The sequence below is a fragment of the Streptomyces sp. NPDC093801 genome (assembly GCF_040701585.1).
Taxonomy (GTDB): Bacteria; Actinomycetota; Actinomycetes; order Streptomycetales; family Streptomycetaceae; genus Streptomyces.
Genome location: NZ_JBFBDP010000005.1, coordinates 261035 through 275493, shown reverse-complemented (window position 1 = coordinate 275493; position 14459 = coordinate 261035). Strand labels below are relative to the sequence as shown.

Below are 14459 nucleotides of genomic sequence, written 5' to 3'. Positions count from 1 at the left end.
CCATACCCGTTATCGTGGTGCGGTATGCCTCCATCCGGATGACCGGACGGACGGCTGGAAAACTCTCACTAGGACCCGGAGAGAGCAATGCCTCCCAAGAAGAAGAAGGTCACGGGGCTTATCAAGCTCCAGATCAAGGCCGGTGCGGCCAACCCGGCTCCGCCGGTCGGCCCCGCGCTCGGTCAGCACGGCGTCAACATCATGGAGTTCTGCAAGGCCTACAACGCCGCGACCGAGTCGCAGCGTGGCATGGTCGTGCCGGTGGAGATCACGGTCTACGAGGACCGCTCCTTCACCTTCGTGACCAAGACGCCGCCGGCCGCGCGCCTCATCCTGAAGCACGCTGGCATCGAGAAGGGCTCCGGCGAGCCGCACAAGACCAAGGTCGCGAAGCTCACGCGTGACCAGGTCCGCGAGATCGCCACGATCAAGATGCCCGACCTCAACGCGAACGACCTGGACGCCGCCGAGAAGATCATCGCCGGCACCGCCCGTTCCATGGGTGTCACGGTCGAGGGCTGATCAGCCCCCTCGCAGTTCCCCAGTGGTAGGGCCAAGCGCTGGTCCGTACCACGACTCCATGCCTGAAGCACTTACACAGGAGCAGAAGTGAAGCGCAGCAAGACTCTCCGCGCTGCGGACGCCAAGGTCGACCGGGAGAAGCTCTACGCTCCCCTCGAGGCCGTCCGTCTCGCCAAGGAGACCAGCACCACCAAGTTCGACGCCACCGTCGAGGTTGCCTTCCGCCTGGGTGTCGACCCGCGCAAGGCCGACCAGATGGTCCGCGGCACCGTGAACCTCCCGCACGGCACCGGTAAGACCGCCCGGGTCCTGGTCTTCGCGACCGGTGACCGTGCTGCGGCCGCGGAAGCCGCCGGCGCCGACATCGTCGGCGACGACGAGCTGATCAACGAGATCGCCAAGGGCAACCGCCTGAACGAGTTCGACGCCGTCGTGGCGACCCCGGACCTCATGGGCAAGGTCGGCCGCCTCGGCCGCGTGCTCGGTCCGCGTGGTCTCATGCCGAACCCGAAGACCGGCACCGTCACCATGGACGTCGCCAAGGCTGTCACCGACATCAAGGGTGGCAAGATCGAGTTCCGCGTCGACAAGCACTCGAACCTGCACTTCATCATCGGCAAGGTCTCCTTCTCCGATGAGCAGCTGGTCGAGAACTACGCCGCGGCGCTGGACGAGATCGTCCGTCTGAAGCCGTCCGCCGCCAAGGGCCGCTACATCAAGAAGGCCGCCCTGAGCACCACGATGGGCCCCGGCATCCAGCTGGACTCCAACCGCACCCGGAACCTCCTCGTCGAGGAAGACCCGGCCGCGGTCTGAGCCCCACGGCTCGCCTGAGTGGCTGAACGGGCCCCTCACCTCCCCCACGGGGAGGTGAGGGGCCCGTTTCGCTTTCCGCCCGGTCCGGTGGCGCGCACGACCGAAAAACCGCCACGACTTTTCGTTCTCTTTACCGTAGGGTCGAGCGGTTGGTCGATCACACCAGGGGTGGGGACTCCATGCTCGTGCACCGCAAGAACAAGACCGCCGTGGCCGCACTGGCCGCCGTACTGCTCGTGGGCGGCGCCACGACCGCCTGTGAGGGCGGCAAGAAGGACGAGGGGGCCGCGGCGGGGGCCACGCGGTCCGCGGAGCCCTCCGCGGCCGGCAAGCCCGCCCAGGGGGCGGCCGCCGCCACTCCGGCCGCCTACCTGGAGAAGGTGAAGAAGGACTCCGAGGAGATCACCTCCCTCCGCTACACCATGACCGGCACCTCCGGGGGCCAGCCGGTCAGCGCGGAGACCTCCGTCCGCCTCAAGCCCACCGTGGCGATGTCCGTGAAGATGGCGGCGCCGGGCCAGGAGGGGGCGGCGGAGATCCGCGTGGTCGACGACGCCGTGTACATGGGCTCCGAGGGGCAGTGGCTGAAGTTCGACGCGAAGAACCCGGACCCCGCGGCCTCGAAGCGGATGCAGGGCGCCGGCGGCCCCGCGGAGAACCCGGGCGACCGCGCCGGCGACCTGATGGGCGCCAAGGACCTCAAGGCCGTCGGCGAGGAGACGGTCGGCGGGGTGAAGACCCGGCACCTCTCCGGGACGGTCACCGTCGAGCAGATGAGGGCCTCGCTCGCCACCGCCACGCCCGAGGCCAGGGAGCGACGCGAGAAGTCCCTCCAGAAGCTGGAGGGCGAGGGCGTCACGAGCATGAACATGGACATGTGGATCGACGAGAGCGGCCACACCAAGCAGGTCCGCAACCGCGCCGACGCCAAGAGCGGCCCGTTGGACGTGACCATCACGTTCCTGGACTACAACAAGCCGGTCGACGTCACGGCCCCGCCGGCCGACCAGGTCCTGGACCTCGGCCAGGCGGCCGAGGGCGGCTCCGGCCAGGGCTGACGGACCGGCCTCCGGACCCGTCGGGGGGCGGGTCCGGGGGCCGATTTGCTCCGGCTCGCATGCTTCGCGTACGCTTCCCCAGAAGCCAAAGACCGCTGGTCGTTGCCGTGCCCGTCGAGGGTGCGGCGGCCGAAGGATCCGCTACTGCGGACGACCCGCGCAGGTGACTGTGGAATCGTTCCTGGAAATTCTTTCCGGTTGAGCTACGCCCTGACGCCTGCGTCGGGGCGTTTTGTATGTCAGCCCCTTCTGAGCGGTCCTCATCACCCGGAAGGAGGCCGACGCTCTATGGCAAGGCCCGACAAGGCTGCCGACGTAGCCGAGCTTGAGGACAAGTTCCGCAGCTCGAACGCCGTTGTGCTGACCGAGTACCGGGGTCTCACCGTGAAGCAGCTCAAGACGCTGCGTCGTTCGCTCGGTGAGAACGCCCAGTACGCCGTGGTGAAGAACACGCTGACCAAGATTGCGGCGAACAACGCCGGGATCACCTCGCTCGACGACCAGTTCACTGGTCCGACGGGTGCCGCCTTCATCACCGGTGACCCGGTGGAGTCGGCCAAGGGTCTTCGTGACTTCGCCAAGGAGAACCCGAACCTGATCATCAAGGGCGGTGTCCTTGATGGCAAGGCGCTGTCCGCCGATGACATCAAGAAGCTTGCGGACCTCGAGTCCCGCGAGGTTCTGCTCAGCAAGCTGGCCGGCGCGTTCAAGGGCAAGCAGTCCCAGGCTGCCTCGCTCTTCCAGGCGCTGCCGTCGAAGTTCGTCCGCACCGCGGAAGCGCTTCGCGTCAAGCTCGCCGAGCAGGGCGGTGCCGAGTAATTCGGCTCGCGCACTGATCCACGCCGCCTAGTGCGTGGGTCGTAGCGGGCCGTTACGCCCGCCTCTCTAGACATATCGGCACCTGCCGAATTAGTGGAAGGATCGCCCATCATGGCGAAGCTCTCTCAGGAAGACCTCCTCGCCCAGTTCGAGGAGATGACCCTCATCGAGCTCTCCGAGTTCGTGAAGGCCTTCGAGGAGAAGTTCGACGTCACCGCCGCCGCGGCCGTCGCCGTTGCCGCCCCGGGTGCCCCCGGCGCCGGTGCCGTGGCCGAGGTCGAGGAGAAGGACGAGTTCGACGTCATCCTCACCGGCGCCGGCGACAAGAAGATCCAGGTCATCAAGGTCGTGCGCGAGCTGACCTCCCTGGGTCTGAAGGAGGCCAAGGACCTCGTCGACGGCACCCCGAAGCCGGTCCTCGAGAAGGCCAACAAGGAAGCCGCTGACAAGGCCGCTGAGGCCCTCAAGGCCGCTGGCGCCTCGGTCGAGGTCAAGTAACACCTCTGAGGCCGCCTGACGGCCTCAACCAAGGGCGATCACCCGTAAGGGTGGTCGCCCTTTGGCGTATTCGCAGTGCCTGACTTGCCCTGGTCTCGTTGGGGAGTAGGGTGATCATCGTTGCCCCGACGCAGGGTCCGGAGATGATCCGCTCGGAGCACGGGGCCTTGACGAACGGCCAGCGGCGCGCAATTCTCAGTCCCGTCGTGAGGTCGCCCGGGTCGATCCGGGATCCGAGGCATGGATCGACTACGAAGAGGGCAGTACTGATACGCGCTCTGTGTGCGGGCGCCGCGGCAAGGGTCGCGGTGTTGGTGGGACGCGGTGTTGGTTGAGGACGTGGGGAAGGGCCTGTTGCCGGTTTCCGGAAACCTGGTCTGGACATCAGTGAGCCAAGTGGCTACACTGACCCTTTGCGCTGCCTGTTAGCTGTCCCCTGCCCGTCGCCAGGGGCATGCCCACGCTCGAGCACACCGGATTGATACGCCCTGACCTGGTCTTTTAGTCCAGCTGGGGAGGCTCTGTCTTCTGTGTCGGCTGGGACCGGTACGCGCGTAGTGAGTCCGAGCCCTCGGAAGGACCCCCTCTTGGCCGCCTCGCGCAACGCCTCGACCAATACGAACACCGGTGCCAGCACCGCCCCGCTGCGCATCTCCTTTGCAAAGATCAAGGAGCCCCTCGAGGTTCCGAACCTCCTGGCGCTGCAGACCGAGAGCTTTGACTGGCTGCTCGGCAACGCCGCCTGGAAGTCTCGCGTCGAGTCGGCGCTTGAGAGTGGACAGGACGTCCCCACCAAGTCCGGTCTGGAAGAGATCTTCGAGGAGATCTCGCCGATCGAGGACTTCTCCGGGTCGATGTCGCTGACGTTCCGCGACCACCGGTTCGAGCCGGCGAAGAACTCCGTCGACGAGTGCAAGGAGCGCGACTTCACGTACGCGGCGCCGCTCTTCGTCACGGCCGAGTTCACGAACAACGAGACCGGTGAGATCAAGTCTCAGACGGTCTTCATGGGCGACTTCCCGCTCATGACCAACAAGGGCACCTTCGTCATCAACGGCACCGAGCGCGTCGTCGTGTCGCAGCTCGTCCGTTCCCCGGGTGTCTACTTCGACTCCTCCATCGACAAGACGTCCGACAAGGACATCTTCTCCGCCAAGATCATCCCCTCCCGGGGTGCCTGGCTGGAGATGGAGGTCGACAAGCGCGACATGGTCGGCGTCCGCATCGACCGCAAGCGCAAGCAGTCCGTCACCGTCCTCCTCAAGGCCCTCGGCTGGACCACCGAGCAGATCCTCGAGGAGTTCGGCGAGTACGAGTCCATGCGCGCCACCCTGGAGAAGGACCACACCCAGGGCCAGGACGACGCGCTGCTCGACATCTACCGCAAGCTGCGCCCGGGCGAGCCGCCGACCCGCGAGGCCGCCCAGACGCTGCTCGAGAACCTCTACTTCAACCCGAAGCGCTACGACCTCGCGAAGGTCGGCCGCTACAAGGTGAACAAGAAGCTCGGCGCCGACGAGCCGCTCGACGCCGGTGTGCTCACCACCGACGACATCATCGCGACGATCAAGTACCTCGTGAAGCTCCACGCGGGCGAGACCGAGACCGTCGGCGAGTCCGGCCGGGAGATCGTCGTCGAGACCGACGACATCGACCACTTCGGCAACCGTCGTATCCGCAACGTCGGCGAGCTCATCCAGAACCAGGTCCGTACGGGTCTCGCCCGTATGGAGCGCGTCGTGCGCGAGCGCATGACCACCCAGGACGTCGAGGCGATCACGCCGCAGACCCTGATCAACATCCGGCCGGTCGTCGCCTCCATCAAGGAGTTCTTCGGCACCAGCCAGCTGTCGCAGTTCATGGACCAGAACAACCCGCTGTCGGGCCTGACGCACAAGCGTCGTCTCAACGCCCTCGGCCCGGGTGGTCTGTCCCGTGAGCGGGCCGGCTTCGAGGTCCGTGACGTCCACCCGTCGCACTACGGCCGCATGTGCCCGATCGAGACGCCCGAAGGCCCGAACATCGGTCTGATCGGCTCGCTCGCCTCCTACGGCCGCATCAACCCGTTCGGTTTCATCGAGACCCCGTACCGCAAGGTCGTCGAGGGTGTCGTCACCGACGAGGTCGACTACGTCACCGCCGACGAGGAAGACCGCTTCGTCATCGCCCAGGCGAACGCCCGCCTCGACGACGACATGCGCTTCACCGAGGGCCGCGTCCTGGTCCGCAAGCGTGGCGGCGAGGTCGACTACGTCGAGCCGTCCGACGTGGACTACATGGACGTCTCGCCGCGCCAGATGGTGTCCGTCGCGACCGCGATGATCCCCTTCCTCGAGCACGACGACGCCAACCGCGCCCTCATGGGCGCGAACATGATGCGCCAGGCCGTTCCGCTCATCAAGGCGGAGGCCCCGCTCGTCGGCACCGGCATGGAGTACCGCTGTGCGGTCGACGCCGGCGACTCGATCAAGGCGGAGAAGGACGGTGTCGTCCAGGAGGTCTCGGCCGACTACATCACCGTCGCCAACGACGACGGCACGTACACCACGTACCGCGTCGCCAAGTTCTCCCGCTCGAACCAGGGCACCTCGGTCAACCAGAAGGTGATCGTCAACGAGGGCGACCGGATCGTCGAGGCCCAGGTCCTCGCCGACGGCCCGGCCACCGAAGAGGGCGAGATGGCCCTCGGCAAGAACCTGCTCGTCGCGTTCATGCCGTGGGAAGGCCACAACTACGAGGACGCGATCATCCTGTCGCAGCGCCTCGTGCAGGACGACGTCCTCTCCTCGATCCACATCGAGGAGCACGAGGTCGACGCCCGTGACACCAAGCTGGGCCCCGAGGAGATCACCCGGGACATCCCGAACGTCTCCGAGGAGGTCCTCGCGGACCTCGACGAGCGCGGCATCATCCGCATCGGTGCGGACGTCGTCGCCGGCGACATCCTGGTCGGCAAGGTCACCCCGAAGGGTGAGACCGAGCTGACCCCGGAGGAGCGCCTGCTCCGCGCGATCTTCGGTGAGAAGGCCCGCGAGGTGCGTGACACCTCGCTCAAGGTGCCCCACGGTGAGATCGGCAAGGTCATCGGTGTCCGCGTCTTCGACCGCGAGGAGGGCGACGAGCTTCCTCCGGGCGTGAACCAGCTGGTCCGCGTCTACGTGGCCCAGAAGCGCAAGATCACCGACGGTGACAAGCTCGCCGGCCGTCACGGCAACAAGGGTGTCATCTCCAAGATCCTCCCGATCGAGGACATGCCCTTCCTCGAGGACGGCACCCCGGTCGACATCATCCTCAACCCGCTGGGTGTCCCGTCCCGAATGAACCCGGGACAGGTCCTGGAGATCCACCTCGGCTGGCTCGCCAGCCGCGGCTGGGACGTCTCCGGCCTCGCGGACGAGTGGGCGCAGCGCCTCCAGGCGATCGGCGCCGACCAGGTCGCCCCCGGCACCAACGTCGCCACCCCCGTCTTCGACGGTGCGCGCGAGGACGAGCTGGCCGGCCTGCTCCAGCACACCATCCCGAACCGCGACGGCGAGCGCATGGTGCTCCCGACCGGCAAGGCGCGCCTGTTCGACGGCCGCTCCGGCGAGCCGTTCCCGGACCCGATCTCGGTCGGGTACATGTACATCCTCAAGCTGCACCACCTGGTCGACGACAAGCTCCACGCCCGTTCGACCGGTCCGTACTCGATGATCACGCAGCAGCCGCTGGGTGGTAAGGCGCAGTTCGGTGGTCAGCGCTTCGGTGAGATGGAGGTGTGGGCGCTTGAGGCATACGGCGCCGCGTACGCGCTCCAGGAACTCCTGACGATCAAGTCCGACGACGTGACCGGCCGCGTGAAGGTCTACGAGGCCATCGTCAAGGGCGAGAACATCCCCGAGCCGGGCATTCCCGAGTCCTTCAAGGTGCTCATCAAGGAAATGCAGTCGCTCTGCCTCAACGTGGAGGTGCTGTCCTCGGACGGCATGTCCATCGAGATGCGCGACACCGACGAGGACGTCTTCCGCGCGGCGGAGGAGCTCGGTATCGACCTGTCCCGGCGCGAGCCGAGCAGCGTCGAAGAGGTCTGACGGGCCTGGCCGGGGGATCCGATCGATCCCCCGGCCGCCCCGGGACCGTTCAGACCATGATTGAGACTCGACCCCGAAAGAGGGATTGACGCACAGTGCTCGACGTCAACTTCTTCGACGAGCTGCGGATCGGCCTTGCCACCGCGGACGACATCCGAACCTGGTCGCACGGCGAGGTCAAGAAGCCGGAGACCATCAACTACCGCACCCTCAAGCCCGAGAAGGACGGACTCTTCTGCGAGAAGATCTTCGGTCCGACCCGGGACTGGGAGTGCTACTGCGGCAAGTACAAGCGTGTCCGCTTCAAGGGCATCATCTGTGAGCGCTGTGGCGTCGAGGTCACGCGCGCCAAGGTGCGCCGTGAGCGGATGGGCCACATCGAGCTCGCCGCTCCCGTCACCCACATCTGGTACTTCAAGGGCGTCCCGTCGCGCCTGGGCTACCTTCTGGACCTCGCGCCGAAGGACCTCGAGAAGGTCATCTACTTCGCCGCGTACATGATCACGTTCGTCGACGACGAGCGCCGTCAGCGCGACCTGCCGTCGCTGGAGGCCCACGTCTCCGTCGAGCGCCAGCAGATCGAGAACCGCCGCGACGCCGACCTCGAAGGCCGCGCCAAGAAGCTCGAGAGCGACCTGGCCGAGCTGGAGGCCGAGGGCGCCAAGGCCGACGTGCGCCGCAAGGTGCGCGAGGGCGCCGAGCGCGAGATGAAGCAGCTCCGCGACCGCGCCCAGCGCGAGATCGACCGCCTCGACGAGGTGTGGAACCGCTTCAAGAACCTCAAGGTCCAGGACCTCGAGGGCGACGAGCTCCTCTACCGCGAGCTGCGTGACCGCTTCGGCACGTACTTCGACGGCTCGATGGGTGCCGCGGCGCTGCAGAAGCGCCTGGAGTCCTTCGACCTGGAGGAGGAGGCCGAGCGCCTCCGCGAGATCATCCGCACCGGCAAGGGCCAGAAGAAGACCCGTGCGCTCAAGCGCCTCAAGGTCGTCTCCGCGTTCCTGCAGACGAGCAACAGCCCCAAGGGCATGGTCCTGGACTGCGTCCCGGTCATCCCGCCGGACCTGCGTCCGATGGTGCAGCTCGACGGTGGCCGCTTCGCGACCTCCGACCTGAACGACCTGTACCGCCGCGTCATCAACCGCAACAACCGCCTGAAGCGCCTTCTCGACCTCGGTGCCCCCGAGATCATCGTGAACAACGAGAAGCGCATGCTCCAGGAGGCCGTGGACGCGCTCTTCGACAACGGTCGTCGCGGCCGCCCGGTGACGGGCCCCGGCAACCGCCCGCTGAAGTCCCTCAGCGACATGCTGAAGGGCAAGCAGGGTCGATTCCGTCAGAACCTCCTCGGCAAGCGCGTGGACTACTCCGCGCGTTCCGTGATCGTCGTCGGTCCGCAGCTCAAGCTGCACCAGTGCGGTCTGCCGAAGGCGATGGCGCTGGAGCTCTTCAAGCCGTTCGTGATGAAGCGCCTGGTCGACCTGAACCACGCGCAGAACATCAAGTCGGCGAAGCGCATGGTCGAGCGCGGCCGCACGGTCGTGTACGACGTGCTCGAAGAGGTCATCGCCGAGCACCCGGTCCTGCTGAACCGTGCGCCCACGCTGCACCGCCTCGGCATCCAGGCCTTCGAGCCCCAGCTGGTCGAAGGCAAGGCCATCCAGATCCACCCGCTCGTCTGCACCGCGTTCAACGCGGACTTCGACGGTGACCAGATGGCCGTCCACCTGCCGCTCTCCGCGGAGGCGCAGGCCGAGGCCCGCATCCTGATGCTGTCCTCGAACAACATCCTCAAGCCGGCCGACGGCCGTCCGGTCACGATGCCGACGCAGGACATGGTCCTGGGTCTGTTCTTCCTGACCACCGACGGTGAGCTCCGTGACGTCAAGGGCGAGGGCCGCGCGTTCGGCTCCACCGCCGAGGCGATCATGGCGTTCGACGCCGGCGAGCTCGCGCTGCAGTCGTCCGTCGACATCCGCTTCCCGGTGGGCACCATCCCGCCGCGCGGCTGGGTGGCGCCGGTCGCCGAAGAGGGCGAGCAGGAGTTCCAGCCGGGCGACAGCTTCCGTCTGAAGACGACCCTGGGCCGTGCGCTCTTCAACGAGCTGCTGCCCGAGGACTACCCGTTCGTCGACTACTCGGTGGGCAAGAAGCAGCTCTCCGAGATCGTCAACGACCTGGCGGAGCGCTACCCCAAGGTCATCGTGGCGGCGACGCTCGACAACCTGAAGGCGGCCGGCTTCCACTGGGCGACCCGTTCGGGCGTCACCGTGGCCATCTCCGACGTCGTCGTGCCCGAGGCCAAGAAGGCCATCGTCGCGGGCTACGAGGCGATGGACGAGAAGGTCCAGAAGCAGTACGAGCGCGGTCTGATCACCAAGGACGAGCGCACGCAGGAGCTCATCGCGATCTGGACCAAGGCGACCAACGAGGTCGCCGAGGCGATGAACGCGAACTTCCCCAAGACCAACCCCATCTTCATGATGGTTGACTCGGGTGCCCGAGGAAACATGATGCAGATGCGACAGATCGCCGGTATGCGTGGTCTGGTGTCGAACGCGAAGAACGAGACCATCCCGCGTCCGATCAAGGCGTCCTTCCGTGAGGGCCTCACCGTTCTGGAGTACTTCATCTCCACGCACGGTGCCCGTAAGGGTCTGGCGGACACCGCCCTGCGCACCGCCGACTCGGGTTACCTCACCCGTCGTCTGGTGGACGTCTCGCAGGACGTCATCATCCGCGAGGAGGACTGCGGCACCGAGCGCGGCCTCAAGCTCAAGATCGGCACCAAGGACGAGACGGGTGTCCTCCGCAAGGCGGACGACGTCGAGACCTCCGTGTACGCCCGCATGCTGGCCGAGGACGTCGTCATCGACGGCAAGGTCATCGCGCCGGCGAACGTGGACCTCGGTGACGTGCTCATCGACGCCCTCATCGCGAACGGCGTCGAGGAGGTCAAGACCCGCTCGGTCCTGACCTGTGAGTCCGCCGTCGGCACCTGTGCCTTCTGCTACGGCCGCTCCCTGGCCACCGGCAAGCTGGTCGACATCGGTGAGGCGGTCGGCATCATCGCCGCCCAGTCCATCGGTGAGCCCGGTACCCAGCTGACGATGCGTACCTTCCACACCGGTGGTGTGGCCGGTGACGACATCACGCAGGGTCTGCCGCGTGTCGTCGAGCTCTTCGAGGCCCGTACCCCGAAGGGTGTCGCCCCGATCTCCGAGGCCGCCGGCCGCGTGCGGATCGAGGAGACCGAGAAGACGAAGAAGATCGTCATCACGCCCGACGACGGCAGCGAGGAGACGGCCTTCCCGATCTCCAAGCGCGCCAAGGTCATCGTGCACGAGGGCGACCACGTCGAGGTGGGCCAGAAGCTCACCATGGGTGCCACCAACCCGCACGACGTGCTGCGCATCCTCGGCCAGCGTGCCGTCCAGGTCCACCTGGTCGGCGAAGTCCAGAAGGTCTACAACTCGCAGGGCGTGTCGATCCACGACAAGCACATCGAGATCATCATCCGGCAGATGCTGCGCCGCGTGACGATCATCGAGTCCGGCGACGCGGAGCTCCTCCCGGGCGAGCTCGTCGAGCGCTCCCGCTTCGAGACCGAGAACCGTCGTGTGGTCACCGAGGGCGGTCACCCCGCCTCCGGCCGTCCGCAGCTGATGGGTATCACCAAGGCCTCGCTGGCGACGGAGTCCTGGCTGTCGGCCGCCTCCTTCCAGGAGACGACCCGAGTCCTGACGGACGCGGCGATCAACGCCAAGTCCGACAGCCTCATCGGCCTCAAGGAGAACGTCATCATCGGTAAGCTCATCCCGGCCGGTACGGGTCTGTCCCGCTACCGCAACATCCGGGTCGAGCCGACCGAGGAAGCCAAGGCCGCGATGTACTCGGCCGTCGGCTACGACGACATCGACTACTCCCCGTTCGGCACCGGCTCCGGCCAGGCCGTCCCGCTGGAGGACTACGACTACGGCCCGTACAACGGCTGAGTCGAGCGCAGGCAGTAACCGCAGGGCGGTCACCCGACAGGGTGGCCGCCCTGCGGCGTTCCTAGCCGTGTTGCGCCAGGTATCGCCGGAGGTGGTACAGCCGGGTGCGGTGATCGGGATGGTGGGCCAGGAGGCGGGAGGCGAATCCGGGTCGCTGCGCCGCACCGGGGAGCGAGGACTTCTCGGCCAGCCGCTCGTGGAGTGTCCGGGCGAGGGGCTGCCCGAAGCCGAGGCGAGCCGCGTGCACGTCGGCACGCAGCTCCGCTCGCCTGGCGACCGCTGCCGTCAGGCAGGGCAGCACGAGCAGGAGCAGCGGAAGGCCGTAGGTGGCCTTCAAGGCGGTGAACGCCAGGTAGCAGCCGAGGATCACGAGCACGCTCAGGGTCGTGCCCGAAGCACCGCGTGCGGCCCGGATCAGCCAGGGTCTCCCCCGGGCCAGTCCCCGCCACACCAGGCGTCCCGGTACCGCGTACCACCAGCCGAGCAGCCCCGACCACGAGTGACCACTGGTGTGGTGTCCCAGCTCGTGTGCGAGTACGGCGGCCAGTCTCGACGTGGGCAGGTCCCGCAGCGCCCGCCTGCTCACGGCGACGATGTGGCCGGCTGCGGCGAGGGCGTTCACCTCGTCGCTGTCCTCGACCCACAGTTCGTAACGGCTTCCGTCCACCCCGGCGCGCGCCGTGACCTCGCGCCACACCGGCACCAGCCTGGTCAGCTCGGCGGGGACGGGGCGGTGCAGGCGTAGTAGGTGACGGGCGAGGAACGCTTCGGCCGGCCGGTGGAAGGCGAGGATCCCGGAGGTGGCCCACAATGCGGTGGGCAGCCACACCGGTACGCCCAGACATGCGCGCAGGGCCAGCGCCGCCGCGAGGACCACGGCGCAACTGAGCAGGAATGCGGGAAGGTGCAGCGCGAGCCCGAGCCACACGGTGTGATCGGTCCTACGCTGCCGGGCCCGGTAGGTGACACGGGTACCGGGGCCGTTGCGGTACTCCAGGTCGTCGGGTGGCGCTGGTGTGTCTTCCACAGGGCCCTCCAAGGGCGGGATCGGATCAGCGGAGGAGCAGGGCCGTGGGCAGCATCAGCGCACCGAAGCCGTAGGCCAGCAGGCCGGCCCGGATCCACTGGTGCTTGCGGACCGCGATCCGGCTGTTCGCGGCGAGCGCGGCGCACACCGCACTGCCCGGGTCGTGACCGGTGTCGGCGAGGGCCTCGGCCAAGCGGCCCTGCCGGTCGGCGGAATGGATGTCGCCGAAATAGGCCAAGGGACTTCCCGTCTGCCAGGCGGAGCGCAGGGACCGCGGCAAGACGGCGAGGAGCAGGGCCAACAGGGCCAGCGCCAAGGCCACGACCCCGGCCCACCAGAGGACCGGGCCCCAGCCCGGCAGGGAACCGGGAGACCGGTGCGGCCCGGACGGCTGGCCACCGACCACACCGGCAGTCATCCCCAGAGCCCCGACGAGCAGGGCCGCCTTGGTGTCAGCGCGGGCTATCTCGACGCGCAGGTCGGCGAGGAGCCGGACGGCGACCTCTTCATCGGTGGTCATCGCCGATCACCGGAGGCTTCGGCAGGGGCGGGAGGAACGACCGGCTGCCAGGTGGGGACGTCCGTCGGCGGCTGTGCGGGCAGGCGGACCCGATCGGGCGCAGCCCGGGGCGGCTCCGGCTCCTCGTCCACCGCCGCATGGCTCGCGGCCCGCTTGTCGGGCACGTGCTGGCCGAAAACGGAATGGAACGCGTCGATCGCGAGCTGTCGCGGTCCTTCCAGCTCGAAGGGCTCGGTGCCCGTCTTGGTCAGCAGGTCCTTGATCAGGTTCATCTGAGCCCGCACGCGCTCCCGCTGGTCCTCGTGGAGGGTGGCCATGGCGCCGGCAAAGGCTTCGGGATGCTGGACCAGGTGCAGGGCCCAGGTGTCGATGCCGCCGCGGGCCAGGTATTCGCGGTAGAAGTCGATCCGTCGGGCCTCGTACTCCTGCAGCTCCAGGCGCTGCCGCTGCTGGGCCTGGGCCCGTGAGGCCCTTTCCCGGTCGATCCGGGCTCCGCTCTGTTCCGTGAGGAGCTCTTCGGCGGTCGTGTGCTCGATCGCCTGGAGGCGCCGGGCATGGGCGACATTGTCTTCGTCGCGCCGGAGCCGGACGGTCCAGACGACCCGCAGGCCTGCTTCTTCGCCCAGGGGTTTTCCCTCGTGGACCAGGGCCAGCACCTCCGCCTCGGCGCCCGCGCTGTCGGCTATGGGGAACCGGCGGGTGGCCGGACGGGCGGCCCGTTCGAGCTGGCCCAAGAGGAGACGGGGGACGTCGCGGTGCCCGCTGCGGACGAACCGGACCGGGTCGGTGACCTGCCAGTCGAGTTCGACGCTCACATCGAACTCGTGGGCGTCGTCGATGCTGGGCAACGGCATCCGAGTCCGTATGGCGTGCACCCCCATGTCCACCTCGTACACCGCGGTGTAGCGCCGGGGGATCCGACGAGGTCGGTGCGGCGGGAGGTACACCTCGTAGCCGCCGCGCCTCGTCGTGTAGACGAGGGTGTGGTCGATACGGGTGGGAGGCCCGCCGGTCAGGCCCAGACGACCCAGCTGGTGGACGGTGACGACGGGGTCCTTGAGCAGGGTGTGCCGGTCGGCGTGCTGGTCCCAGTCGGTGGAGCGGTACAGCGGGCTGGCCATGTCGGGCCTCCTG

At 67.6% G+C, this 14459-nt stretch carries 10 protein-coding genes; 7 read left to right on the top strand and 3 right to left on the bottom strand.

Annotated elements, in window-relative coordinates:
- Positions 1 to 87: 87 nt before the first annotated feature.
- The 7 genes from rplK (at position 88) to AB0469_RS07890 (ending at position 11778) form a co-directional block, all read left to right on the top strand.
- Positions 88 to 522, top strand: a complete 435-nt coding sequence (gene rplK / locus AB0469_RS07920; protein ID WP_042818558.1) for a 50S ribosomal protein L11 — start codon at positions 88 to 90, stop codon at positions 520 to 522.
- Positions 523 to 609: 87 nt separating this feature from the next.
- A complete protein-coding gene (gene rplA, locus AB0469_RS07915; protein WP_042818557.1) occupies positions 610 to 1338 on the top strand; it encodes a 50S ribosomal protein L1 in 729 nt (242 codons plus the stop codon).
- 149 nt (positions 1339 to 1487) lie between these two features.
- A complete protein-coding gene (locus AB0469_RS07910) occupies positions 1488 to 2396 on the top strand; it encodes an LppX_LprAFG lipoprotein (RefSeq protein ID WP_366450451.1) in 909 nt (302 codons plus the stop codon).
- A 288-nt stretch (positions 2397 to 2684) separates the two neighbouring features.
- Positions 2685 to 3215 (top strand): 50S ribosomal protein L10, encoded by a 531-nt coding sequence (gene rplJ / locus AB0469_RS07905; protein WP_042818555.1) that lies wholly within the window; start codon positions 2685 to 2687, stop codon positions 3213 to 3215.
- A 111-nt stretch (positions 3216 to 3326) separates the two neighbouring features.
- Positions 3327 to 3713 carry a 50S ribosomal protein L7/L12 gene (gene rplL / locus AB0469_RS07900; RefSeq protein ID WP_042818554.1) on the top strand — a complete coding sequence of 129 codons (387 nt, stop codon included), beginning with the start codon at positions 3327 to 3329 and terminating at the stop codon, positions 3711 to 3713.
- A 587-nt stretch (positions 3714 to 4300) separates the two neighbouring features.
- A complete protein-coding gene (rpoB, locus tag AB0469_RS07895; RefSeq protein WP_366450450.1) occupies positions 4301 to 7783 on the top strand; it encodes a DNA-directed RNA polymerase subunit beta in 3483 nt (1160 codons plus the stop codon).
- Between the two features lie 95 nt (positions 7784 to 7878).
- Entirely contained in the window at positions 7879 to 11778 is a 3900-nt protein-coding gene (locus AB0469_RS07890; RefSeq protein WP_366450449.1) for a DNA-directed RNA polymerase subunit beta', read from the top strand.
- Between the two features lie 61 nt (positions 11779 to 11839).
- On the opposite strand, the gene AB0469_RS07885 is transcribed toward AB0469_RS07890, so the two are convergent.
- The 3 genes from AB0469_RS07885 to AB0469_RS07875 are packed head-to-tail and all read right to left on the bottom strand — an operon-like array spanning position 11840 to position 14446.
- Positions 11840 to 12805: a M48 family metalloprotease gene (locus AB0469_RS07885; protein ID WP_366450448.1), complete on the bottom strand. Its 966-nt coding sequence runs from the start codon at positions 12803 to 12805 to the stop codon at positions 11840 to 11842.
- A gap of 25 nt (positions 12806 to 12830) precedes the next feature.
- Entirely contained in the window at positions 12831 to 13325 is a 495-nt protein-coding gene (locus AB0469_RS07880) for a Pycsar system effector family protein (protein ID WP_366450447.1), read from the bottom strand.
- The gene (locus AB0469_RS07875; RefSeq protein ID WP_366450446.1) at positions 13322 to 14446 is read right to left on the bottom strand and encodes a hypothetical protein; all 1125 of its coding nucleotides are present in this window, start codon (positions 14444 to 14446) and stop codon (positions 13322 to 13324) included. The genes AB0469_RS07880 and AB0469_RS07875 overlap by 4 nt, the downstream gene beginning before the upstream one ends.
- Positions 14447 to 14459: the final 13 nt, after the last annotated feature.